The following is a 23,144-nucleotide window of genomic DNA, read 5'->3' as shown; positions in this document are numbered from 1 at the left end:
TTCCATGTCCCAAATCAGTACAGGCGTTGAATACAGCATCCACTGCCTGCTGTACCTGACGCGGTCGCCGGCAGCTGTGGAAGAGGCGAGTGTCCGTGACCTGGCTGAGCTTCAGGGCGTTCCACACGACTTCCTGGCCAAGCTGTTCACCAAGCTGGCCAAGGCCAAGCTGGTAGTCGCCACGGAGGGCATCAAGGGCGGATTCCGGCTCGCGCGGCCTGCCAACCACATTACCGTTCACGATGTCGTGGTCGCGATCGACGGCGAGAAGCCGCTGTTCGACTGCCTCGAGATCCGCGGCCGCTGTGCCGTCTTCAATGATGACGCACCGGGTTGGGCGACACGTGGCGTTTGTTCGATTCACGCCGTCATGCAGGCGGCGGAGAAGGCGATGCGAGCGGAACTGAAACGGCATACCCTGGCCGACCTTTCTCAGCGCGTCAATGACAAGACGCCGGCCAGCTACGGGGTGCAGGTTGTCAACTGGCTGTCGGATCGTGCGGCCAACCGGCGGGGCGAAAGGACTGCGCCCACGCGCGGGGGTTCACGCAAGAACGCCTGAGGTCCGCGCGTTCAGGTCACCGGCATTGCCTTGAGGCTCCTCATCGCTCGAGGGGCTTTTTTCGCCGGCTTTTTCAAATTCGTCACATCTGACCTGCCAGCGATGCGTGACTAAACAGAGACTGTTTTAGTCGTTGTTTATGTCTATACTTGCTCTTGATCCCTACACCACAGGAACTGGAGCTTTGATGAACCTCACGCATTCCCCCGGCTTGCTCGACAAGAACATCTGGACCGGCCAGCTCTTTACCGGGCGCTGGCAGGCTGGCAGCTTCGCGACCGGCGTGATCGAGCCCGCTACGGGCCGGGAACTGGGCCGTATTGGCATGGCCGATATCTCGACGATTGCCAGTTCGGCCGAGGCCGCGGCGAAGGCGCAGCCGGGCTGGGCCAGCCTGCACTATGAAGAACGCGCAGGTGTGCTGCGCAGGGCTGTGCGAGTTGCCGAGACACATTTCGACGAGATCGTCGGCTGGATCGTGCGCGAAGGCGGCTCCACGCGAGCGAAGGCGGCGTTTGAGACCACGATCACCATCAAGGTTCTGCAGGAAGCCGCAGGGCTGCCATCGCGCTCCGCCGGAGAGGTATTGCCTTCGGTGCCCGGGCGGCTGTCGCTGGCACGCCGGCGGCCGCTTGGCGTAGTTGGCGTCATCTCGCCGTTCAATTTCCCGCTCTACCTGGCGATGCGGGCCGTTGCGCCGGCGCTGGCGCTGGGTAACGCGGTGGTGCTCAAGCCCGATCCGCGCACGGCGGTGTCCGGCGGCTTCGTGGTCGCGCGGCTGTTTGAACTCGCCGGCCTGCCGGCTGGCGCGCTGCACGTGCTGCCGGGCGATGGTGCCGCCGGTGCGGCGCTGACGGCCGATCCAAATGTGGCGATGATTCAGTTCACTGGTTCCACGGCCGCGGGCCGCAAGGTCGGGGAGGCCGCGGGCCGGCACCTGAAGAAAGTCTCGCTGGAGCTGGGCGGCAAGAATTCGCTGATCGTCCTCGATGATGCCGATCTCGATCTCGCGGTTGCAAACACCGCATGGGGCACCTTCCTGCACCAGGGCCAGGTCTGCATGGCCACCGGGCGCGTGCTGGTGCAGCGTGCCATCCACGACCGGTTCGTCGGGAAGCTGGCGGCCAAGGCCGCGAGCCTGACCGTCGGGGATCCCGCTGAAGGCGACGTCGCGCTAGGGCCGCTGATCAATGAAAGCCAGCGCGACAACGTTGCCAGGATCGTCAGCGACGCACAGCGTTCCGGTGCCCGCATCGCAACCGGCGGCGGGTATCGCGACCTGTTCTTCGAGCCGACCGTGCTCAGCGACGTGACACCGGATAGTCCTGCCTTCAGCGAAGAGATATTCGGGCCGGTGGCCGTGGTGGTGCCGTTCGACACGGATGAAGATGCGATTGCGCTGGCCAACCGTACCGAGTATGGGCTGTCGATGGGCATCGTCTCCAGTAATGTCGGCCGGGCATTACGCATGGGAGAGCGCCTGCGCACCGGCATGCTGCATATCAATGACCAGACCGTCAACGACGAGGTCATCAACCCGGTCGGCGGCGTCGGCGCGTCTGGCAACGGTACCAGCATCGGCGGAGCGGCCAACTGGGAGGAATTTACCCAGTGGCAATGGATGACCATTCAGGGCGAAGCGCCACAGTACCCGATCTAGGGCTTCCAGAAGCAACAATCAGAGATCAATGCTTGTGCGCCGCCGGCGCCTTCGGGTCAGGCAAGGTGAAGGCAATGGTCTCCGTGGCCAGGATCTTGTGGCTGGGATCGGCCAGTTCGAGCCGAAGCTTGTGGGCCCCGGGGGGCAGCCCCACTACGATGACGGGATCCTCGTTGGTGTGGGCCCAGGTAATGTGCGAGTCGTCGACCGTCACATGAAGATGCCCGATGCGCGGCGATACCTGTGTGGCGGTCTTGCCGAACACCGGCATGACACGGAAGTGTTCGGTCCGGAACTGCACGATGACGACACCGCGGGCCAACGGTTCGGCCAGCGGCGGATACGGGACCAGCCTGGGCGCCTGCTCGGATTCGAGTGGAAGGATTGCCGGGGGGCGGATGGGGTCCGGTGCGCCTTGTGCAAAAGCCGTCACGCAGAGTGCCAGGGCGGACGCGGCGACGGACGCATGTCTCAGGGGGGGACGCATGATTGTTGTTCTTCCTTTTTGGAGGAGGAGTTTCGTCGACGCAAGAGCCGATGCCGGTCCGTGCGTAAGTACAGAGTAGTCGCTGGCACAGCCGGCGACAGTACTTGCACAGCACGCCGCGATCGGTTGAATCCGCAACCGGAATCAGTCGCCACCCACGCGCCGACGAGGCGCCGTTCGCTGCCGGAATCCGCTTGGGTCCACACCATGCTGTTTGTGGAACGCCTGCGAGAAATTGCTGCGACTGGAGAAACCCACGGCGTGCGCCACCTGGGAAATCTGCAGCGTCGTGGTCGCCAGCAATTCCGCGGCCTTGTGCAGCCGCACCGTTCGCAGCATGGCCATCGGCGTCTGGCCGAACGCCCGTTCGAAGTGCGAAGCGAACGCTGAACGGCTCATTCCCGCCAGATCGGCCAATCGCTGCACCGACAGTGGTGCTTCGGGTTGTTCAAAGAGCTTTTCCAGCGCGAGCAGCAGCCGGGGATCGGCAACGGCCGCCGTCCACGACAGCTGCGCGTTATCGCTTTCCATCTGACGCCGCAGCAGCATGACCAGGCATTGCTTGAGCAATGCCTCGATCAGCACCCTCGATCCCAGTCCGGGCTGCGCGGATTCCGCCAGCAGCATGACGAACTGGTCTCTCAGCCCCGCTGGGCCATCGAAGCGCGTCACGATCGGATGCCGCAGCATCCTGAAGGGATCGGCGGTGTCCGTCGCAAAGCGCAACTCCCCGCACGCCAACTCGATCCCCGCTGCCGCTTCGCCCACCTTCAGCGTCGGCGCCGTTTCGCGCGCGGACCATGAGCCAAGCCTTGCCCGATCCACTGACATAGCCGGCGACTCGGACACGCATTCGAGCCGGTAGGAGACGCCGGGAGGCATCAGGACGAAACTGTGCGGCTGCAACGCGACGCGGTGGCCATTGCCTGCGTCGAGCGTGCCGCGGCCGTCCAGGCAGTAGTGGAGGCTGGCTGTTTCACACGCTTCGAAGCGCACGCTCCACCCGTCGCGGATGTCGCACCGTGTGATGTGCGTGACACCGATGTCCAGTGTGGCAAGGAAATGTTCGAGCACACGATGTGCAGAAGGGGCGGATGCCATCATTGGACGAATTGAAACCAAATTAAGACCAGGCGGAACCTTGCCCTTCCTATCATACGTACTCCAATCCCAACCTTGATGGAGTTTTCCATGCTCGATATGAAGGATCTTGCCTCGTTTGAGGAAGCTGGACGAAAACGCTCCTGAAGCGATGAAGAGCTTCCGTGCATTGGACCACGCGGCTTTTGCAGTAAATATGCAACCCATCACATCCGCCGCCACAACGCGCACCAGCGAAGCCGTCCACAACCACGAGGCGTTGCTGTGCTGGTCGCTGGTTGTCGTCCTGCTGCGCACGGCGCTGGCACGTTGCCATGCGGCGCGTTCCTGATTCTCCTGGAGGACTGTCTGTCGATCGGCATTCGCGACGAACGCGCTGGCAATCATGAACGAGGGCGATCCGATGATCGCCCTCGTTGCCTTTAATGGATGCGATGCACGGGCGCGCGCGCTACTCGCCAGGAGATTCGCCGAACAGTTCCTGGGTGACCGAGCGCAGCCAGCGATTGCCCGGGTCGTCATGCTGACAGCGGTGCCAATGCTGCCTGAGATCAAAGGCGGGAATCGGGAACGGTGGCTCGAGGACCTGTACATCGGCGATGCGCGCGAACAGCTCGCCCACCGGCAGCGGCACCGTGACGACCAGGTCGGTCGATGCGACCACGAGCGGAATGCTGAGGAAATGCGGGGAACGCAGCATCTCGCGCCGCGCGATGCCATGCTGGCGCAGATACGACTCGACCAGCTCCTGGCTGCGGCTTTCGCTCTGGATCACCGCATGCGGCAGTTCACGGAACTGTTCCGCGGTCATGCGTCCGCGTGCCACCGGGTGATTCTTGCGCGCCAGGCACACGAACCCGTGCCGGAACAGGCGCTGCTGGAATACATCCGAGCCGCCGAGGTCCGGATAGTAGCCGATGGCCAGGTCGATCCTGCCGCGTTCGAGCTGATCCATGATGTCCGTGTGCCGCGCCGATACCGTGCGCACGTCCACATGCGGCGCCTCTTTCATGAGCCGGGCCAGCAGGCGCGGCAGGAATGCCGCTTCGCCGACGTCGGACAGCGCCAGCGTGAAGGTCCGCCGCGCCTGCGCGGGATCGAAGCGCGGCGCCGTCAGCAGATGCTCCCGCACCTCGGATAACACGCCCTGCACCACGGGTGCCAGCACTACGGCGCGCGGCGACGGCTGCATGCCGGTGCGGACCTTCAGGAACAGCGGATCGCCGAGCTGGTCGCGCATCCGCTGCAACGCGTGCGACATGGCCGGCTGGCTCACGCCGATCTCCTCGGCCGCGCGGCCCAGGTGACCATGCCGCCACAGCGCATCGAACACGCGCAGCAGGTTCATATCGAAATTATCCATTTCGTTCATGACCGTCATTCCGTTCATTTGATTGCCGAATGATAGGCGAGGAACGAGACTTCCGTCATCCGGTTTGCCCGCAGCGCGGCGCAACGGCCGGCCGGATCGGGCCTGACCGGGTCAGGCCTCAATCAAACAACAGACCGCGCAAACAAGGAGACCCATGTACACGCCCCCAACCAGCATTGCGTCGGTCATCGACGCACGGCCTCTAGGTGCCTATCGGCTTCGCATCTTCATCGTCTGCTTCCTTATCGTGCTGATGGATGGTTTCGATACCCAGGCGATCGGCTTTGCGGCGAAGGCCATGTCTTCCTCGCTCGACATTGCCATCGCACTGTTCGGGCAGGTCTTCTCCGCGGGCCTGCTGGGCGCCATGCTTGGCGCCTTCCTGCTGGGCCCGCTGGCGGACCGCTTTGGCCGCCGCTGGCTGCTGGCGGCGGCGATCGTGGTCTTCTCGGTGTTTTCGCTGCTGACGCCGCATGCGTCCACGCTGCCGGAACTGCTGCTGGTGCGGTTCCTCGCCGGCCTCGGCCTTGGCGGCGCGATTCCGAACCTGCTGGCGCTGTCTGCCGAATACACGCCGCGGCCCATGCGCGGCATGATGACCGGCGTGCTCTATGCCGGCTTTCCGCTCGGTGGTGCCGTGGGCGCGCTCGCCAGCTCGTACATCGTGCCGCACTACGGCTGGCCCGCGCTGTTCTATCTCGGCGGCGCGCTGCCGCTGGGGCTGGCGCTGCTGGTCATCGTGGGCCTGCCTGAATCGCTCCCGTTCCTGCTGCGCCACAAGGACGGCCAGGAGGCGGTACGCGCCATCGTCGCGCGCATCGCGGGCCAGCCGTCAGCGTCCGATCGCCAGGTCACCTATGTCGATGCCGAGGAACGCGTGCGTGGCCTGCCATTCCGGGAACTGCTGTCGGGAGGGCGGCTCGTTGCCACGCTGCTGCTCTGGACCGGTTTCTTCATGTGCTTTGTGCTGTTGATAGTGCTGGTGCTGTGGACGCCTGCGCTGCTGCGCGGCGAGGGCGTCGGCGAGCACGATGCCGCGCTCGTGGTCGCCCTGATCAATCTCGGTAGCGTGGCTGGTACCGCCGCGGGTGGCCGCCTGGTGGACCGCTTCGGTCCGTACCTGACGCTGCCGCCGCTGTTCCTGCTCGGTGCGCTCAGCGTGTCCGTGCTCGGATACGCCACCGGGTCGCTGCCCGCGCTGGCGCTCGCGGCCACGCTGTCCGGCATCTTCCTGGGCGCCGGCAGTTCAGGGCTGCTGGGCCTGGCCGTGCTGAGCTACCCGAGCGGGATGCGCGCCACCGGCGTGGGCTGGGCCATGGCGCTGGGCCGCATGGGCCAGGTTAGCGGGCCGCTCGTCGTCGGCGCCTTGCTCGCGAGCGGGTTCGGCATCAAGGCCATCTTCGTGTGCAGCGCCGTTCCTGCCGCCATTGCCGCTGCCGCGATTCTCGTGCTGCGGGTGGTGCGCGCCGCGCCGAGGGCACAGGGGGACGCGTCGGTGCAGAACGCCGCGCTGCCCGCCGCACTGGACGGCCACTAGCCACCTGATTCATTCATAGCCGTTGCATGGGGCGCCTGTCACGGCTTTTCGTGGCCGATGCCGCCCGCAGAAATAAGGAGTGTCATGCGTATTACTACTCAGTCATCCCCCGTGCTCGTCGTCGGTGGCGGCATCGGCGGGCTTGCGGCGGCGCTCGCGCTGGCGCGCGAGGGCTGCCATGTCAAGGTGCTGGAGCAGGCCAGCGTCATCGGCGAAATCGGCGCGGGCGTGCAGTTCGGCCCCAATGCCTTCGCCGCCTTTGACGCGCTTGGCGTGGGCGAGCGCACGCGCAGCCATGCGGTCTACACCGATCACATGCTGATGATCGATGCGATCGACGGGAAGACCGTTGCCGACATCCCGGTCGGCGAAGCCTTCCGCAAGCGCTTTGGCAATCCGTACGCGGTCACGCACCGTGCCGACGTCCACAATTCGCTGCTCGAGGGTGTGCGCGAGACCGACCGGATCGAGTTCGTCACCGCAACGCGCATCATCGAGGTCCGGCAGTCGGCGGACGGCGTTACCGCATTCGACGAACAGGGCAACAGCTACCACGGCTGTGCCCTGGTCGGCGCCGACGGCGTGAAGTCCGCCATCCGCCAGCAACTGGTCGGCGACCCGCCGCGCGTATCGGGGCACGTGGTGTACCGCGCGGTGATCGATGCCGGGCATTTTCCGCGCGACATGCAATGGAACGCACCGGTGCTCTGGGTCGGGCCGAACTGCCACGTCGTGCATTACCCGGTCCGCGCCGGCGAGCAGTACAACCTCGTGGTGACGTTCCACAGCCGCCAGCAGGAGACCTGGGGCGTCAGCGAGGGCAGCCAGGAGGAGGTGCTTTCGTACTTCCAGGGCATCGATGCCCGTCCGCTGAGCCTGCTCTCCCTGCCGCCGACCTGGCGCCGCTGGGCCACCGCAGACCGCGAACCCATCGGTCAATGGACGCACGGCCGCATCACGCTGCTCGGCGACGCCGCGCATCCGCTGCTGCAATACCTGGCGCAGGGCGCATGCATGGCCGTCGAGGACGCCGTCACGCTCGGGGCCGCGGTACGCGCGTGCGACGGCGACCTGCCGCGCGCCTTTTCCGTGTACCAGGACGCACGCATCACCCGTACCGCGCGCGTCGTCCTGTCGACCCGCGAGTTCGGCCGGCTGTGCCACGCGTCCGGCATCGAGCGCCTGGTGCGCAATTCCCTGTGGAAGAGCCGTTCGCCGGAGCGCTTCTACGACTCTCTGGAATGGCTCTACGGCTGGAAGGCCGAGACCTGCCTGACCGTATGACGGCCACTTCCCTCATCCCCTGATCGACCCGGGATCTGACCTTGCAGATCCCAAACCTGGAGTTCTGCATGACCTTTGTCGTTCCGCCCATTCCCGCCGTCACGATTCCCGTGTCCGGTGGCGACGGACTGTTTCCCGTGCGCCGCATCTACTGCGTTGGCCGCAACTACGCCGCGCACGTACGCGAGATGGGCATGGACCCGAGCCGCGAGCCGCCGTTCTTCTTCTGCAAGCCTGCCGATGCGATCGTGGTAGCCCCCGCGGGCGCCGGCGCGCAGATCGCCTATCCGCCGGCGACCGGGCAGTTCCACTTCGAGATCGAACTGGTGGTGGCGATCGGCCGCGCGGGACGGGATATACCGGTCGAGCAGGCCAATGCGCATATCTGGGGCTACGGGGTCGGCATCGACATGACGCGGCGCGACCTGCAGATCGCGGCGCGCGACCGGGGCCGCCCGTGGGAACTCGGCAAGAGCTTCGACCAGTCCGCGCCGGTTTCACTGCTGCATCCTGCCAGCGAAGTCGGCCATCCGGCAGCCGCAGAGATCTGGCTGCAGGTCGACGGACAGGACCGCCAGCGCAGTGACCTGGACAAGCTGATCTGGTCGGTGCCCGAGATCGTCGCAAACCTGTCGACGTTCTTCACACTGCAGCCCGGCGACCTCGTCTTCACCGGCACGCCGGAAGGCATCGGGCCGGTGCGCAGCGGCGAGGTCATGCGTGGCGGCATCGCCGGGCTCACCGACGTCGAAGTGCGCGTAGCCTGAAGGCGGTACGAGCATGGATCTGTACAACTTCTTCAACAGTTCGGCGGCGTACCGGGTGCGCATCGCCATGGCACTGAAGGGCCTTCCCTGGAACCATATCGGCGTGAATCTGCGCGCCGGCGAGCAGGACCGGCCCGGGTACCAGGCGCTCAATCCGAACCGGCTGGTGCCGACGATCCAGGATGGCAGGCAGACCATCACGCAATCCCTGGCGATCATCGACTATCTCGATCGCAAGTGCCCCGTGCCGCTGCTGGTTCCCGCCGACGGCCAGGCTCGCACACGCGTGCTGGAGCTGGCGCTGACCATCGCCTGCGACCTGCACCCGCTGAACAACATGCGTGTGCAGAAGTACCTTAGCGCCCGCCTTGGCATTGCCGACGCCGACAAGTCCGAATGGGTCGCCCACTGGCTCACCGCGGGCTTCAGCGCACTGGAACCGTGGCTGCCCGCGGACGGCGGCTGGTGCGTCGGCGACGCCCCGACCCTGGCCGACTGCTGCCTGGTACCGCAAGTTGCCAATGCGCAGCGTGCGGGGTTCAGCCTCGACCCGTTCCCGCGAGTGCGCCTTGCCTACGAGCACTGCATGCGTCACGAGGCCTTCCGCGTGGCGGCGCCGAGTGCCCAGCCCGATTACATAGCCGCCCACTGATACCGATGCAGGAGGCATCCGATCATGACAACCAATCCCACGCCTGACGTGTTGACCCGGCGCGACGCCTTTTACCGCGAGCTGGAACCGCATGCGATGGCAGCCCTCTGGACCCGGCTGCGCAAGCTGATTCCATCGGAACCCACACCGGCGGGCGTGGCGCACCGCTGGGCATATGAAAAGGCCCGCCCGTACCTGATGGAATCGGCGAGCCTGATCTCGGCCGAGGAAGCTGAACGGCGCGTGCTGCTGATGGAGAATCCGGGCCTGCCCGGCACTTCGTGCATCACCAGAACGATGTACGCCGGCCTGCAGCTCATCCTGCCGGGCGAAGTCGCGCCCGCGCATCGCCATACCCAATCGGCATTGCGCTTCATCGTCGAAGGTTCGGGCGCCTACACCGCCGTGGACGGCGAGAAAACCTATATGGAACCCGGCGATTTCGTCATCACGCCGGCGTGGACATGGCACCATCACGGCCACGAGGGCAACGCGCCGATGGTCTGGCTGGACGGACTCGATATTCCTATCGTGTCGCTCTTCAACGGCGGCTTCCGCGAGGAATTCAAATCCGGCGAAGCGCCGGTCACGCGCCCTGCAGGCGACGCACTCGCGCGCTATGGCACAGGTCTGATGCCGGTGGGCTACCAGGCGTCCACGATGAACTCCCCGGTCTTCAACTATCCCTACGCGCGTACGCGCGAGGCGTTGTTCGCGTTGCCACGCGCCGGTGCTCCCGATCCGCACGCGGGCTACCTCATGCGCTACACCAATCCGGTGGACGGCGGCTGGGCCATGCCGACCATCGCCACCATGATCCGGTTGCTGCCGTCCGGCTTCGCGACGTTGCCGTACCGCTCGACCGACAGCATCGTCTTCGTCTGCGTGGAAGGCAGTGGCCATGTCACGATCGGCGATCAGCAGCTGGAGCTTGCGCCGCACGACGTGGTGGTGGTGCCGGGCTGGAGCCGCTACACGCTGCATGCCAGCCAGGACCTGGTGCTGTTCTCGTATTCGGACCGCGTCGCGCAGGAAAAGCTCGGCCTGTTCCGCGAGCAGCGTTGCTGAGGCGGGGTGGCCGGCATCATGACCACCGTCGTTTCCTATGGAGACTTTGTCGACAGCATCGCCGCGGCGCTGCAGTTCATCAGTCACCATCATCCTCCCGACTATATCCGGCACCTTGCCGCAGCCTATGAACGCGAGGCCAGCGAGCCGGCGAAGCAGGCGATTGCCCAGATCCTGATCAACTCGCGGATGTGCGCGGAAGGACGGCGTCCGATCTGCCAGGATACGGGCATCGTCAATATCTTCCTGCGCGTCGGCATGGATGTCCGGCTCGCCGGCTTCCCGTCGGGCATCGTCGATGCGGCCAATGTTGGTGTGCGTCGTGCGTATCTCGATCCCGACAATACGCTGCGGGCCAGCATCGTCGAAGACCCGCTGTTTGCGCGGCGCAATACCGGCGACAACACCCCGGCGGTCGTCCATGTCGAGCTGGTGCCAGGCAACACCGTCGTGGTCGACGTGATGGCAAAGGGCGGAGGCAGCGAGAACAAGAGCAAGTTCGCGGTGCTGATGCCCAGCGATTCGGTCGCAGACTGGATCGTCAGCATGGTGCCGTCGATGGGGGCCGGCTGGTGTCCTCCCGGCATGCTCGGCATCGGCGTCGGCGGCACGGCCGAGAAGGCCATGCTGCTGGCCAAGCAGAGCCTGACCGAGCCGCTCGACATGCTCGATCTCAAGGTCCGGGGCCCGCGCAACGCACTGGAGGCGCTGCGAATCGAGATCCATGACCGCATCAATGCGCTCGGCATCGGGGCGCAGGGGCTCGGCGGGTTGACCACCGTGCTCGATGTCAGGATTGCGACCTACCCCACGCATGCGGCAAGCATGCCTGTCGCCATCGTGCCGAACTGCGCGGCAACGCGCCATGCGCGCTTCGAACTCGATGGCAGCGGCCCGGTCATGCTGACGCCGCTCTCGCCGGATCGCTGGCCAGACCTCTGGCCGGATCTGCCTTTGCCTGACGGCACGGCGAGCCGCCGGGTCGATCTGAACACCCTGACCCGGGAGGAAACCCGCACCTGGCGCGCCGGCGAGACGCTGCTGCTGTCGGGGCGCATGCTGACCGGGCGCGATGCCGCGCACAAGCGGATCGACGAGATGCTCGCGCGTGGCGAGCCCTTGCCGGTGGACTTCCGCAATCGGATGATCTACTACGTCGGGCCCGTTGATCCCGTGCGTGACGAAGTAGTAGGCCCTTGCGGCCCGACCACGTCAACGCGGATGGACAAATTTGCCGGGCGCATGCTGCCATCCACCGGCTTGCTCGGCATGATCGGCAAGGCCGAGCGCGGGCCGGATGCGATCAGCGCCATCGTGAAGAACGGCTGCGTCTATCTGGCGGCAACCGGTGGGGCCGCCTATCTGATCTCCAAGGCGGTCCGGTCCTCCCGCATCCTGGCGTTTGGCGATCTCGGCATGGAAGCCATCTACGAGTTCGATGTGGAGAACCTGCCCGTTGTCGTTGCCGTGGACGCCGGCGGCAACAGTGTCCACGAAAGCGGACCGCGCACCTGGCGCATCGCGGCGGCATGAAGATTCACTTGCCCTGATTATCGCGTCGCCGGTAGCCGCCACCCCGGACGACGCTCAACCCCGCGTGGCGATCAACATCCTTAACTGAAATACCCCGAAATGATCAACCAGTTCGATAAAGTCATTTACACCGGCAAGACCCATACCGTCGGCGGCCGCAACGGCAACTCCCGCAGCACCGACGGCCGTCTGGCCGTCGATCTGTCAGGGCCCGGCAGCAACGGCGCCGGTACCAATCCGGAACAGCTCCTGGGCGCCGGCTGGTCGGCCTGCTTCCTCGGCGCAATCGCCAAGGCGGCACAGGTGGCAAAGGTCACGGTTCCGGCCGACGCGGCCGTTGACGCTGAAGTGGATCTTGGCCAGGCCGGTGATGGCTACTTCCTGGCGGCACGGCTCAATGTGAGCTTGCCCGGGATTGACCGGGAGGTCGCGCAGTCCCTGGCCGCGGCCGCACACCAGCTTTGCCCGTACTCCAAGGCGACGCGCGGCAATATTGATGTCGAGATCAATATCGTCTGAGGACGGCAGGGCGTCGCACGCATCGGCTCGCGCCGATGCGTCGGCGAGAGCCGCGCCGATTCGCGGAAGCTCTTGAATGCCAGTCCGCCGTGCAACAGTCCGCCCCAGTTCTTGTTCGGGGCCTGGTAGATGCGCCAGCTCACGCCCCGGGCCTGCAGCAGTTCGGGCAGCGTGGCCGCCAGTGCGCCGCGGTTGCCTGGCCCCGGACGTAGGACGATACTTCCGAACAGTCGTGCCCCTGTGCCACGACAGGAAGGAATGCAATGGGCGAGACAGCAAAAGTATCCGTCTCCGCGCCAGCGGAAGCGCTCGCGGAACTGCCTGGGCAGGTCGTGCTGGTCCTGCAAGGTGGCGGCGCGCTTGGCGCCTACCAGGTCGGCGTTTACCAGGCCATGCATGAGGCCGGCCTCGAGCCGCGGTGGGTGATCGGTACGTCGATCGGGGCGATCAATGGGGCCATTATCGCCGGCAACCCGCCAGCCGAGCGGCTTTCCCGGCTCAAGCGGTTCTGGGATGGCATTGCCTACCGCGGCGCCGGCGAGGCAAGCGGCCACTTCCGCGAATGGGAAAACTGGGTGCGGGTGCTGTCGATTACCACCCATGGCATTCCGTCGTTTTTCACGCCAAGTCCCGCCGCCTGGTGGCTGGGGCTGCGCGCCACGGTCGGCCTTGCCCAGTCGGCCTTCTACTCCACCGAGCCGCTGCGCGCGACGCTGGGCAACCTGATCGACTTCGATTACCTGAACGCCGGGAACACGCGGCTGACCGTTGGCACGGTCGGCGTGCGCAATGGCCGCATGCGCTATTTCACCAACCGCGACGCGCCACTGAAGGTCGCGCACGTGATGGCTTCGGCAGCGTTTCCGCCGGGGTTTCCCTCGGTGCAGGTGGACGGCGAGGCATACTGGGACGGCGGCATCTATTCGAACACGCCGCTGGAAGCTGTCCTGGATGACCGTCCCCGCCGCAGTTCGCTGATCTTCGCCGTGCAGTTGTGGCCGGCCAGCGGCCCGGACCCGACCTCGATCTGGCAGGTAATGAGCCGGCTGCGCGACATCCAGTACTCCAGCCGCGCGGAATGCCACCTTGAGCGGCAGCGACAGATACACCGCCTGCGGCACGTGATCCGCGAACTGGGCAAGCACATTCCGGAAAGCGAGCGCGCGCAGCCCGCCGTGCAGGAACTGCTCGACTGGGGTTGCGGAACCACCATGCATGTGGTCGAGCTGGATGCACCGCAACTCGACGGCAACGATATGAACCGCGATATCGACTTCTCCACGCACGGCATCGAACGCCGCTGGGCGGCCGGGTACCAGGACACGCGGGATGCGATTGGCCGTGCCCCCTGGCGCGAACCGCTCGACCCGATCGAGGGAATCGCCGTGCACCGGGTTCAGGCGAGCCTCCCCGGGTGAGATGCGAATCACCTGGCGAGCAGGCGCCGCGAAAGCTTGCGCGCGCCGCTTTCCACGTTGTGGTCTGGCTTGCGGCGCTGCTATTCCGGCATGGAATAGCAATGACCTGAGGATTGATTATGGCCTGACCGGCGCGGCTCTTAGACTCCTCTTCGACGGCAGCAACGGCGCTTCGTAGCCCGTAAGCCGATGGACGGAGGAGAGACTGGATGAGCAGCGAACTAGCAGCGAATGTGCGAGCGCACGGCGCGTCGAAGCGCGAAGAGGCGAAGGTGGTCGTAGGCGCGTGCGTCGGCACCGTACTCGAGTGGTATGACTTCTTCCTTTATGGAAGCCTGGCGATATTCTTTTCGTCGCACTTTTTTCCCGCCGGAAATTCAACCGCCAGCTATCTCGCATCGCTGGCGACATTCGGCATCGGCTTCATTATCCGGCCGCTAGGTGCCGTCGTATTCGGACGGTTCGGCGACAAGGCCGGGCGCAAGGCAACCTTTCTTGCCACGGTCGTGCTGATGGGCATTTCGACGGCGGGCATCGGCTTGCTGCCGTCCTATGAAACCCTGGGATGGGCTTCGCCGGCCATCCTGATCGTGCTGCGCCTGCTGCAGGGGCTCGCGCTGGGTGGAGAGTATGGCGGAGCCGCGGCCTACATCGCCGAACATACGCCATCCGGCCGGCGGGGCTATGCCACCGGCTGGCTCCAGACCACGGCGACATTCGGCTTCCTGCTTTCGCTGGCCGTGACGCAGCTCTGCCAGCTGTGGATTTCCGCGGAGGACTTCGCAGTCTGGGGTTGGCGCGTGCCGTTCCTGGCGTCGGTGCTGCTGCTTGCCGTATCGACCTACATCCGCACGACCCTTTCCGAGTCGCCGGTGTTCCAGCGCATGAAGGCAGAAAACCGCACATCGAGCGCACCGCTGCGCGACAGCCTCATGGTCGGCCAGAACGTGCGGCGGATGCTGGCGGTCCTGTTCGGCGCGCAGGCCGCGGTCGGCGTGGTCTGGTACACGTGCAACTTCTATGTCCTGTATTTCCTGACGTCGACGCTGAAGGTGCCGTCCAGCCAGGCGTACAGCTATCTCGTCGTCGCGCTGGTCTTCTCGCTGCCGCTCTACGTGTTCTTCGGCTGGCTGTCGGACAAGGTCGGCCGGAAATGGATCGTGCTGATCGGCTGCGGCATGGCAGTGCTGACCTTCCTGCCGATCTTCTCGCAACTCGGCAAGGCGGTGAATCCCGCCCTCGCGCAGTTCCAGCAGTCCGTCACCATCCGCGTGGCGTCTTCGGACTGCTCGGACAGCATTTTCTCCAGCACTCAGACCGCGTGCGACAAGGCGCGCGACTTCCTGACGCAGGCGGGCCTGTCCTACCGCGTGGAGCCTGGCCTGGCCGGCGAGCCGCTGGTGACGTATATCGGCGACAAGCCGGTGGCCGGCTTCGATGCGAAGGCCTATCGGGACGCGCTCGTTGCCGCGGGCTATCCCCCGGCGGCCGATGAAGCGGCAATCAACCGGCCCATGATGTACCTGCTGCTGTTCCTGCTGATGATCTGGGGCGCGATGGCCTATGGGCCGATGTCCGCGTACTACGTGGAGCTGTTCCCGGCGGCGGTGCGCTACACCTCGATCTCGATCCCCTACAACATCGGTGCGGGTTACTTCGGCGGCCTGGCGCCGTTCATGTCCACGGCGCTGGCGGTCAAGTCAGGCAGCGTGCTGGGCGGGTTGTGGTACGCGATTGCGGTAGGCGGCATCTCGGTCGTCCTCGGCATGTTCCTGCTGAAGGAGACCAAGGACGTCGACGTGAACCAGTGACACACAGGCAGTGTCCCGCTCAACCTGAAAGTAAATGGAGCATTGATATGAAGCAGTCTGCTCAGGCGCGGCTGGTGCAATGCAAGGCCACGCCCCGGGGGCGGTTTCCCCACGTGGTGCGCGCCGGCGATTTCCTGTTCGTTTCCGGCACCAGTTCAAGGCGTCCCGACAACAGCTTCGTCGGGGCGGCCGTGGACGAATTGGGTACGTCCCGCGTCGATATCCGGGCGCAGACCCGAGCCGTGATCGAGAACATCCGCGACATCCTGCGGGCGGAGGGCGCAGACCTGGCCAATCTGGTCGAGATCACCACATTTCTGGTGAATATGAATGACTTTGGCGGCTATAACGAGGTGTATGCGGAGTATTTCGACGAAGCCGGGCCGGCGCGGACGACCGTCGCCGTCCACCAGCTGCCGCATCCTTTGCTGACCATCGAGATCAAGGCCGTTGCCTACGCGCCCCGCGCCGAGGCAGCGCAGACCCACGAGCCATGACATGGAGAACACTATGCTGAAGTACGGAGCGCCATTCAACTTTAACCATTGGATCGACGCGCACCGGCATCTCCTCAAGCCTCCCGTGGGCAACCAGCAGGTATGGCAGGACGCGGACCTGATCGTGACCGCGGTCGGCGGCCCGAATCTGCGTACCGACTATCACGACGACCCGTTCGAGGAATTTTTCTACCAGCTCAGGGGAAACGCGTACCTGAACCTGATGGTGGAAGGCAGGCGCGAGCGGGTCGACCTGCGGGAAGGAGACGTCTTCCTGCTGCCGCCGCACGTTCGCCATTCGCCGCAGCGGCCCGAGGAGGACAGCGTGTGCCTGGTCATCGAGCGCCAGCGTCCGGCCGGGGCCGTCGACGGCTTTGAATGGTATTGCGACAGCTGCGACGGCCTGGTCTGCCGGGCGGAGGTCCAGCTCAGGAGCATCGTCGATGACCTGCCGCCGCTGTTCGCGGCTTTCTATGCTTCCGAAGACAAGCGGCGCTGCAGCCGTTGCGGCGCCATCCATCCGGGCCGCGGCGCAGCGCCGGTGCGTTCGCCGGTGCGTTGATAAGGGTTTGCAAACGGGACCACCAATGACAACCATTGCCATGTCGGGCCTGTCGGCCAGGCAAAAGTACTGGCTGATTACCGGCAGCGTGGGGCCGCGCCCCATTGCGCTGGTCACCAGCCTCGGCAGCGACGGCGTCTGCAACGCGGCGCCATACAGTGCCTTCAACTACATGGGCGAGGACCCGCCTTTGTTTGCGATCGCGGTCGATCACTACGGCGACGAGAGCCACCGGCCCGGCGAGGTCAAGGACACGCTCAGGAACATCCTCGATCGGCGCGAATTCGTCGTCAACATGGTCGACGAGCCCATCGTCGAGCGCGCGGTGATGTGCGGCAGCGACTATCCGCCGCATGTCTGCGAGGCCGAGGCGGTGGGTTTGTCGCTCGCGACTTCGGAGGCGGTCGCGGTGCCGCGGATCCGCGAGGCGCCGGTGGCGTGGGAATGCCGGCTGTTCAAGGTCTTCGAGTTTTCGACGCAGCGCGCCATCGTCTTCGGCGAGATCGTGTCGATGTATATCCGCGACGACCTGTTCGACGACGAGAAGCTCCGTATCAGGGTCGACCGGTTCTACCCGGTGGGGCGCCTGGGCGGGCCAAACTACTGCCGCTCGTCCGACCGTCGCCGGATTGCGGTGCCGACCTACCTGCCGACGGTGGGCGTTGCCAGAGAGTGAGTGCCGCCCCGGGGGTGATCCTGCCATGCACATTCATCCGCTAACGCAGATCCGGCTGAGCCGGAATCTGAAGCTGAGCCAGCTGCTGGTGTTCGACCGCGTCATCGAGACCGGTTCCATCCTGCATGCCGCCAACGACATGGGACTCACCCAGCCGGCGGTCACCAAGATCATCCAGGAGCTGGAGGGCTGTGTCGACGGCACCCTCTTTGCCCGCTCCAATCGCGGCGTGGTGCCGACCGAACTGGGACTGGTCCTGGCGCGGCGCGTGAAGTCGCTGCTTGCCGAGTTCCGCTACATGACCGAGGAGCTCGACCAGTTCCGTTTCGGTACGGCCGGCCGGGTGGTGGTCGGCACGATGATCGCCGCATCGGCGCACCTGCTGCCGTCCACGATCGCCAGGCTGAAGGCGCGGGCACCGAACATCATCGTCACGGTGCGGGAAGGGCCGACCGCACAGCTGTTCCCGGCACTGGCCACCGGCGAGGTCGACATCGTCGTCGGCAGGTTGCCTGAACTGGAGCTGCCGATCTCGGATGCCTTTCCGCTGACGCACCAGGTGCTGTTCGAGGATTTGCTGGACGTGGTGGTCGGCAGCGCCAATGACGCCGTTGGCCAGTCCGTGACATCGTTGCACGAGCTGGACCAGCATCCATGGATCCTGCCCACGCCGGACTCTCCGTTGCGCTACGCCGTCGAACGGATGTTCCGCAACGCCGGCATCGAGCTGCCGCGCGACCTGGTGGAGTCCATGTCCGTCCTGACCAACCTCGGGTTGCTGCTGACAACCAACCGCATCGCGGTAATGCCGCGGGTCGCGGCCAGGCAGTTTGTCCAGGCCGGGCTGCTGCGGACGCTGTCGATTCCTGAGCTCGGCGCGTTCGGCACGGTGGGCTACTCGGTGCGGGCCAACAAGGCGCTCACGCCGGCGTGCGAAGCCTTTATCGAATGCCTGAAAGAGGTCTCCGGCACCGACAAGGCGTCCTGACTGCGCGGATCCGGCCTCAGCAGCGCTGCCGAGACCCTTCAAGACAACACGATAACCCCGACTGACCGAGCCTGCGCCACGCAGGCTCGAGGGGAGCGCTTTGTCCGCTTTCCGTGAATTACCAAAACCAACTGCCGCAATACAAAAAAGGAGGAGACGTGAACCCAGGCCGAGTCATCTGGGCTGGCGCGATGAGTTTGCCAACCATCGCCCTTGCTCAATCCGTGACGTTGTACGGTGTCGTCGACACCGGCGTGGAGGTTCTCAACCACACCGGTGCCAACAACAGCGCGCTCGTCAGAATGAACAATCTCTCGGGAACCGTGCCATCGCGCTGGGGCCTGAGAGGCACCGAAGACCTGGGCGGCGGCTTCAAGTCTGCATTCGTCCTGGAATCCGGCTTCGCGCCGGATTCCGGCGTGTCCAACCAGGCCGGGCGCCTGTTCGGGCGGCAGGCGTGGGTCGGCCTGAACGGGCGCTGGGGCCAGTTGGCGCTCGGGCGACAGTACACCATGCTGTTCTGGGCGACGCTCGATGCCGACATGCTCGGGCCGAACACGTTTGGCTCATCCTCGCTGGACAGCTACCTCGCCAATCCGCGCGCCGACAATGCGATTTCCTACAAGGGAACGTTTGGTGGCGTGACGCTCGGCGCCACCTACAGCCTGGGCCGGGATGCCGCGCCAGCCGGCGCCCCCTGCGCAGGAGAGAACCCTGCCGACCGCCGTGCGTGCCGGGAGTGGTCGGCGTTGATCGGCTACAACACCAGCGCATGGGGCATGGCCGTTGCCTACGATTCGCTGCGTGGCGCGGCGGGGGCCGGCGCCGGGCTGGGCAGCAGCGGCATGAAGGACGATCGACTTTCACTGAGCGGGTACGCCAATATCGGCAAGGCAAAGCTCGGCGGCGGCTGGATCCGGCGGGACAACGACGCCAACCCTGCCACGCCGCGCAGCGATCTCTGGTACGGCGGCGCCTCGTATACGGTGACGCCGGCCTTCAGCGTCGACGCAGAGGTCCTTTTCCTGCGCTATCACCACAGTGCCAACAAGGCCTGGCTATATGCAGCGAGGGCGAACTACGCGTTGTCCAAGCGCACCACGGTCTACGGTACCGCCGGCTTCATCGACAACGGCGGGCACCTTGCACTGTCGGTCAGTTCAGGCGGTACGCCGGCGGCACCGCCCACCGCGGGCGGCAACCAGCTTGGCGCGATGCTGGGCATCAAGCACATCTTCTGATGCGCGTCCCCGTTGCGGCCGCCATCGGCTCCGTGTCGGCGTCTCACTATTCCACGCCCTTATATCAACCCGCCAAGGATTGATTATCCAAGGCAAACGGGCACTCCTACACTTGCTTTCACCAACAGTGTGCAGGAGAACCCATGGAGTACTACGCCGAGGTCGCAGCGGGATTGCCCCGACATCTGCGGCATTTCATTGATGGAGAGTTCGTGGCGTCTCCCGGCTCGTTCGCCAAGCTGAGCCCGATCGACGGGCGCGAGCTGTCGCGCGTGGCGGAGGCCGACGCCGACGCGGTCGATGCCGCCGTGCAGGCCGCGCGCCGGGCCCAGCGCGGGCCCTGGCGCCAGTTCACCACGGCGCAGCGCGCGGCAGCCTTGCACCGCATCGCGGACGGTATCCAGCAACGCTTCGACGAGTTCGTGGCCGCGGAAGTGGCCGATACGGGACGCCCGATCGCGCAGGCCCGGGAGCTGGATATCGCGCGCGGCATCGCGAATTTCCGCACCTTTGCGGACCTGGTGAGCACCGCGCACAGCGAGTGCTTCGAGTCTGCCGGTGCCGATGGCACGCAACTGCTCAACTACGTCACGCGCAAGCCCCTTGGCGTGGTCGGCGTGATCTCCCCGTGGAACCTGCCGCTGCTGTTGCTGACGTGGAAAGTGGCCCCGGCACTGGCGATGGGCAATTCCGTGGTGGCCAAGCCCTCCGAGGAAGCACCCACCAGTGCGACGCTGCTGGCCGAGGTGATCCGGGACAGCGGCCTCCCCAACGGGGTCTTCAACCTGATCCACGGCCACGGACCCAGCGCCGCCGGTGAATGGCTGACCCGGCACCCGGACATTGATGCCATTACCTTTACCGGCGAGTCGCGCACCGGCAGCACCATCATGAAGGCGGTGGCCGACGGTGTGAAGAACATTTCTTTCGAACTGGGCGGAAAGAACGCGGCCATCGTCTTTGCGGACGCCGACTTCGATGCCGCCGTGGAAGGCGTGCTGCGCTCCAGCTTCACCAACGCGGGGCAGGTGTGCATGTGCACGGAGCGCGTCTATGTCGAGCGCCCGATCTTCGAGCGCTTCGTCGCGGAACTCAAGGCGCGGACCGAGGCCCTGCGGATCGGATCGCCGTATGTGTCCGGGGTGACGACCGGCCCGATGATCTCCGCCGCGCACCGCGACAAGGTGCTGGGCTATCTGCGGCTCGCCGTGGAGGAGGGCGCCACCGTTGTCACCGGCGGCGACGTGCCGCGCTTCGGCGATGCCTGCGACAACGGCGCCTTCGTGCAGCCGACGATCTGGACCGGGCTGCCGGACAGCGCGCGCTGCGTCAACGAGGAAGTGTTCGGCCCGGTATGCCATATCGCGCCGTTCGACGCCGAGGACGAAGTGGTGGCGCGCGTCAACCATAGCAACTATGGCCTGGCGGCAAGCGTCTGGACCACGCACCTGGCCCGCGGCCACCGCGTCGCGCAGCGCATCGAGACCGGCATCGTCTGGGTCAACGCCTGGTATGCGCGCGACCTGCGCACGCCGTTCGGCGGCACCAAGCTGTCCGGCTTCGGCCGTGAAGGCGGGCGCCATTCGATGGACTTCTATTCCGAACTGACCAATATCTGTGTGAGGGTGGCATGAGCGCGGCACATGACACAGCTCGGCAGGCCGTTGCCGATGCCCTCAGGAAGGCCCATGACGGGCTGCCGTTCGCGCCTGTGCCGCCGGTGCGCGAGGCGATCGCGGCGATCGACGGTAACCCGCTGGAGAACGCCTACCGCATCCAGCAGATCAACGTTGCGCACCGGGTGCTGGCGGGCGCGCGCCGCGTCGGGCGGAAGATCGGCCTGACGTCGCGCAGCGTGCAGGCGCAGCTCGGCGTGAATGCGCCGGATTTCGGCACGCTGCTGGACGGCATGGCGTTCGGCGATGGCGAGGAAATCCCGTTCTCGCGGACCCACCAGCCCAAGGTCGAAGCCGAGATTGCGCTGGTGCTGGAGCGCGACCTGCCGCATGCGCGGCATACGGTGGCGGACATCATTCGTGCCACGGCATTTGCGCTGCCGGCCATCGAGGTGGTCGGCAGCCGGATCGCGAACTGGGACATCCGCCTGCTCGACACCGTCGCCGACAACGCGTCCGGCGGATGCTTCGTCCTGGGCTCGCAGCCAGTCAGGCTGGAAGCGCTCGACCTGGTCAGGTGCGGAATGCTGATGGAGCGCAATGGCGAGCAGGTCAGCGTGGGAGCCGGTGCCGCGTGCCTGGGCAATCCGCTGAACGCGGCGATCTGGCTCGCCGACACCATGGCCCGGATGGGCGAGCCGCTGCGCGCCGGCGATGTGGTGCTGACCGGCGCATTGGGCCCGATGGCAGCGGTGGTGCCGGGCGATGTATTCAGCGCGCGCATCGAAGGCCTGGGCGAGGTGCGCGCCGCTTTCTCGAAGCAACCGGAAATCCAATCGTGAATGACAAGACCAGAGTCCCCGTCGCCATCATCGGCTCGGGCAACATCGGCACGGACCTGATGATCAAGGTCCTGCGCCATGCCGAACATCTCAGCATGGCTGTCATGGTCGGCATCGATCCGGAATCGGACGGCCTGGCGCGCGCCGCGCGGATGGGCGTGGCCACCACGGCCGACGGTCTCGACGGCCTGGTCGCCATGCCCGGGTTTCGCGACATCCGCATCGCTTTCGATGCGACCTCGGCCGGCGCGCATGCGCGGCACGCTTTGGTCCTGGCTCGGCACGGCGTCACGGTGATCGACCTGACCCCGGCCGCGCTCGGCCCGTTCGTCGTGCCGTCGGTCAATCTCGACGCGAACCTCGATTCGGAGAACGTCAACATGGTGACGTGCGGCGGCCAGGCGACGATTCCCATCGTCCGCGCGGTCTCGGACGTCACCCCGGTCCACTATGCCGAGATCGTGGCATCGATCGCGAGCCGGTCGGCCGGCCCGGGCACACGCGCGAATATCGACGAGTTCACGGAAACCACGTCGCGCGCCATCGAGGTCATCGGCGGGGCGACGGTCGGCAAGGCCATCATCATCCTGAATCCGGCCGAGCCGCCGCTGCTGATGCGCGATACCGTCTACTGCCTGGTCGACGCCGATGCGGACACGGCGCGGATCGAGGCATCGATCCATGCCCAGGTGGCGAAGGTGGCCGCCTACGTGCCCGGCTACCGCCTGAAGCAGGCGGTGCAGTTTGACCGCGTCGCGCTGCCGCGCCAGTTCGCTAAGCACGGCGCATCGTCGACCGGCCTCAAGGTCAGCGTGTTGCTGGAAGTCGAAGGCGCGGCGCATTACCTGCCCGCATACGCCGGCAATCTCGACATCATGACCTCGGCCGCCTTGCGCACCGCCGACCAGATTGCCGCCAGGCGGCTCGCTGCCTGGGTCGCTGCCTGAAGGA

General features: G+C 65.8%; 22 protein-coding genes. 19 read left to right on the top strand and 3 right to left on the bottom strand.

Annotation, left to right across the window (positions count from 1 at the left end):
* The first annotated feature begins 4 nt into the window (after nt 1–4).
* Together E1J61_RS20050 and E1J61_RS20045 are read left to right on the top strand one after the other, a co-directional pair.
* Entirely contained in the window at nt 5–562 is a 558-nt protein-coding gene (locus E1J61_RS20050; RefSeq protein ID WP_133095769.1) for an Rrf2 family transcriptional regulator, read from the top strand.
* Between the two features lie 187 nt (nt 563–749).
* Nucleotides 750–2,222 (top strand): benzaldehyde dehydrogenase, encoded by a 1,473-nt coding sequence (locus E1J61_RS20045; protein WP_133095768.1) that lies wholly within the window; start codon nt 750–752, stop codon nt 2,220–2,222.
* Between the two features lie 25 nt (nt 2,223–2,247).
* Here E1J61_RS20045 and E1J61_RS20040 read toward each other — a convergent pair whose 3' ends face one another.
* The 3 genes from E1J61_RS20040 to E1J61_RS20025 all read right to left on the bottom strand — a co-directional run bounded on the left by E1J61_RS20040 (nt 2,248) and on the right by E1J61_RS20025 (nt 5,182).
* On the bottom strand, nt 2,248–2,709 hold the full coding sequence (locus tag E1J61_RS20040; protein ID WP_133095767.1) for a DUF6130 family protein: 462 nt from the start codon (nt 2,707–2,709) through the stop codon (nt 2,248–2,250).
* Nucleotides 2,710–2,853: 144 nt separating this feature from the next.
* Nucleotides 2,854–4,197 (bottom strand): AraC family transcriptional regulator, encoded by a 1,344-nt coding sequence (locus tag E1J61_RS20035; protein WP_243736929.1) that lies wholly within the window; start codon nt 4,195–4,197, stop codon nt 2,854–2,856.
* A gap of 64 nt (nt 4,198–4,261) precedes the next feature.
* On the bottom strand, nt 4,262–5,182 hold the full coding sequence (locus tag E1J61_RS20025) for a LysR family transcriptional regulator (protein WP_240745829.1): 921 nt from the start codon (nt 5,180–5,182) through the stop codon (nt 4,262–4,264).
* A gap of 154 nt (nt 5,183–5,336) precedes the next feature.
* Here E1J61_RS20025 and E1J61_RS20020 point away from each other — a divergent pair, with 154 nt between their 5' ends.
* The 17 genes from E1J61_RS20020 to E1J61_RS19940 all read left to right on the top strand — a co-directional run bounded on the left by E1J61_RS20020 (nt 5,337) and on the right by E1J61_RS19940 (nt 23,140).
* Nucleotides 5,337–6,719 carry an MFS transporter gene (locus E1J61_RS20020; RefSeq protein WP_133095765.1) on the top strand — a complete coding sequence of 461 codons (1,383 nt, stop codon included), beginning with the start codon at nt 5,337–5,339 and terminating at the stop codon, nt 6,717–6,719.
* Nucleotides 6,720–6,803: 84 nt separating this feature from the next.
* Entirely contained in the window at nt 6,804–8,003 is a 1,200-nt protein-coding gene (locus tag E1J61_RS20015; RefSeq protein WP_133095764.1) for a 3-hydroxybenzoate 6-monooxygenase, read from the top strand.
* A gap of 68 nt (nt 8,004–8,071) precedes the next feature.
* The gene (locus tag E1J61_RS20010) at nt 8,072–8,770 is read left to right on the top strand and encodes a fumarylacetoacetate hydrolase family protein (protein WP_133095763.1); all 699 of its coding nucleotides are present in this window, start codon (nt 8,072–8,074) and stop codon (nt 8,768–8,770) included.
* 13 nt (nt 8,771–8,783) lie between these two features.
* Entirely contained in the window at nt 8,784–9,422 is a 639-nt protein-coding gene (gene maiA / locus E1J61_RS20005; protein ID WP_133095762.1) for a maleylacetoacetate isomerase, read from the top strand.
* 24 nt (nt 9,423–9,446) lie between these two features.
* Complete coding sequence (gene gtdA / locus E1J61_RS20000) at nt 9,447–10,490, top strand: gentisate 1,2-dioxygenase (RefSeq protein WP_133095761.1); 1,044 nt, start codon at nt 9,447–9,449, stop codon at nt 10,488–10,490.
* Nucleotides 10,491–10,508: 18 nt separating this feature from the next.
* The gene (locus E1J61_RS19995) at nt 10,509–12,023 is read left to right on the top strand and encodes a fumarate hydratase (protein WP_133095760.1); all 1,515 of its coding nucleotides are present in this window, start codon (nt 10,509–10,511) and stop codon (nt 12,021–12,023) included.
* Nucleotides 12,024–12,122: 99 nt separating this feature from the next.
* Nucleotides 12,123–12,542 carry an organic hydroperoxide resistance protein gene (locus E1J61_RS19990; protein ID WP_133095759.1) on the top strand — a complete coding sequence of 140 codons (420 nt, stop codon included), beginning with the start codon at nt 12,123–12,125 and terminating at the stop codon, nt 12,540–12,542.
* A 263-nt stretch (nt 12,543–12,805) separates the two neighbouring features.
* Nucleotides 12,806–13,960 (top strand): patatin-like phospholipase family protein, encoded by a 1,155-nt coding sequence (locus tag E1J61_RS19985; RefSeq protein ID WP_133095758.1) that lies wholly within the window; start codon nt 12,806–12,808, stop codon nt 13,958–13,960.
* Nucleotides 13,961–14,169: 209 nt separating this feature from the next.
* Entirely contained in the window at nt 14,170–15,771 is a 1,602-nt protein-coding gene (locus tag E1J61_RS19980; protein WP_133095757.1) for an MFS transporter, read from the top strand.
* 47 nt (nt 15,772–15,818) lie between these two features.
* On the top strand, nt 15,819–16,268 hold the full coding sequence (locus E1J61_RS19975) for a RidA family protein (RefSeq protein ID WP_133095756.1): 450 nt from the start codon (nt 15,819–15,821) through the stop codon (nt 16,266–16,268).
* Between the two features lie 13 nt (nt 16,269–16,281).
* Nucleotides 16,282–16,830, top strand: coding sequence for a 3-hydroxyanthranilate 3,4-dioxygenase (locus E1J61_RS19970; RefSeq protein WP_133096029.1), 549 nt, complete (start codon nt 16,282–16,284; stop codon nt 16,828–16,830).
* Between the two features lie 25 nt (nt 16,831–16,855).
* Nucleotides 16,856–17,506 (top strand): flavin reductase family protein, encoded by a 651-nt coding sequence (locus E1J61_RS19965; protein ID WP_133095755.1) that lies wholly within the window; start codon nt 16,856–16,858, stop codon nt 17,504–17,506.
* A gap of 25 nt (nt 17,507–17,531) precedes the next feature.
* Complete coding sequence (locus E1J61_RS19960; protein ID WP_133095754.1) at nt 17,532–18,494, top strand: LysR family transcriptional regulator; 963 nt, start codon at nt 17,532–17,534, stop codon at nt 18,492–18,494.
* 191 nt (nt 18,495–18,685) lie between these two features.
* Nucleotides 18,686–19,735 (top strand): porin, encoded by a 1,050-nt coding sequence (locus tag E1J61_RS19955; protein WP_133096028.1) that lies wholly within the window; start codon nt 18,686–18,688, stop codon nt 19,733–19,735.
* A 143-nt stretch (nt 19,736–19,878) separates the two neighbouring features.
* Nucleotides 19,879–21,369 (top strand): 2-hydroxymuconic semialdehyde dehydrogenase, encoded by a 1,491-nt coding sequence (locus tag E1J61_RS19950; protein ID WP_133095753.1) that lies wholly within the window; start codon nt 19,879–19,881, stop codon nt 21,367–21,369.
* Nucleotides 21,366–22,193, top strand: a complete 828-nt coding sequence (locus tag E1J61_RS19945) for a fumarylacetoacetate hydrolase family protein (RefSeq protein ID WP_133095752.1) — start codon at nt 21,366–21,368, stop codon at nt 22,191–22,193. The genes E1J61_RS19950 and E1J61_RS19945 overlap by 4 nt, the downstream gene beginning before the upstream one ends.
* On the top strand, nt 22,190–23,140 hold the full coding sequence (locus E1J61_RS19940; protein WP_133095751.1) for an acetaldehyde dehydrogenase (acetylating): 951 nt from the start codon (nt 22,190–22,192) through the stop codon (nt 23,138–23,140). Before E1J61_RS19945 ends, E1J61_RS19940 begins: the two co-directional genes overlap by 4 nt.
* Nucleotides 23,141–23,144: the final 4 nt, after the last annotated feature.

Source organism: Cupriavidus sp. L7L (genome assembly GCF_004353535.1).
Taxonomy (GTDB): Bacteria; Pseudomonadota; Gammaproteobacteria; order Burkholderiales; family Burkholderiaceae; genus Cupriavidus; species Cupriavidus oxalaticus_A.
The sequence above is the reverse complement of the archived record's forward strand: the minus strand, read 5'-3'. Positions and strand labels throughout refer to the sequence as shown.

Coding starts and splice junctions, on each gene's coding strand:
- E1J61_RS20050 (WP_133095769.1), top strand. CDS start 5: ATGTCCCAAATCAGTACAGGCGTTGAATACAGCATCCACTGCCTGCTG.
- E1J61_RS20045 (WP_133095768.1), top strand. CDS start 750: ATGAACCTCACGCATTCCCCCGGCTTGCTCGACAAGAACATCTGGACC.
- E1J61_RS20040 (WP_133095767.1), bottom strand. CDS start 2,709: ATGCGTCCCCCCCTGAGACATGCGTCCGTCGCCGCGTCCGCCCTGGCA.
- E1J61_RS20035 (WP_243736929.1), bottom strand. CDS start 4,197: ATGATTGCCAGCGCGTTCGTCGCGAATGCCGATCGACAGACAGTCCTC.
- E1J61_RS20025 (WP_240745829.1), bottom strand. CDS start 5,182: ATGAACGAAATGGATAATTTCGATATGAACCTGCTGCGCGTGTTCGAT.
- E1J61_RS20020 (WP_133095765.1), top strand. CDS start 5,337: ATGTACACGCCCCCAACCAGCATTGCGTCGGTCATCGACGCACGGCCT.
- E1J61_RS20015 (WP_133095764.1), top strand. CDS start 6,804: ATGCGTATTACTACTCAGTCATCCCCCGTGCTCGTCGTCGGTGGCGGC.
- E1J61_RS20010 (WP_133095763.1), top strand. CDS start 8,072: ATGACCTTTGTCGTTCCGCCCATTCCCGCCGTCACGATTCCCGTGTCC.
- maiA (WP_133095762.1), top strand. CDS start 8,784: ATGGATCTGTACAACTTCTTCAACAGTTCGGCGGCGTACCGGGTGCGC.
- gtdA (WP_133095761.1), top strand. CDS start 9,447: ATGACAACCAATCCCACGCCTGACGTGTTGACCCGGCGCGACGCCTTT.
- E1J61_RS19995 (WP_133095760.1), top strand. CDS start 10,509: ATGACCACCGTCGTTTCCTATGGAGACTTTGTCGACAGCATCGCCGCG.
- E1J61_RS19990 (WP_133095759.1), top strand. CDS start 12,123: ATGATCAACCAGTTCGATAAAGTCATTTACACCGGCAAGACCCATACC.
- E1J61_RS19985 (WP_133095758.1), top strand. CDS start 12,806: ATGGGCGAGACAGCAAAAGTATCCGTCTCCGCGCCAGCGGAAGCGCTC.
- E1J61_RS19980 (WP_133095757.1), top strand. CDS start 14,170: ATGAGCAGCGAACTAGCAGCGAATGTGCGAGCGCACGGCGCGTCGAAG.
- E1J61_RS19975 (WP_133095756.1), top strand. CDS start 15,819: ATGAAGCAGTCTGCTCAGGCGCGGCTGGTGCAATGCAAGGCCACGCCC.
- E1J61_RS19970 (WP_133096029.1), top strand. CDS start 16,282: ATGCTGAAGTACGGAGCGCCATTCAACTTTAACCATTGGATCGACGCG.
- E1J61_RS19965 (WP_133095755.1), top strand. CDS start 16,856: ATGACAACCATTGCCATGTCGGGCCTGTCGGCCAGGCAAAAGTACTGG.
- E1J61_RS19960 (WP_133095754.1), top strand. CDS start 17,532: ATGCACATTCATCCGCTAACGCAGATCCGGCTGAGCCGGAATCTGAAG.
- E1J61_RS19955 (WP_133096028.1), top strand. CDS start 18,686: ATGAGTTTGCCAACCATCGCCCTTGCTCAATCCGTGACGTTGTACGGT.
- E1J61_RS19950 (WP_133095753.1), top strand. CDS start 19,879: ATGGAGTACTACGCCGAGGTCGCAGCGGGATTGCCCCGACATCTGCGG.
- E1J61_RS19945 (WP_133095752.1), top strand. CDS start 21,366: ATGAGCGCGGCACATGACACAGCTCGGCAGGCCGTTGCCGATGCCCTC.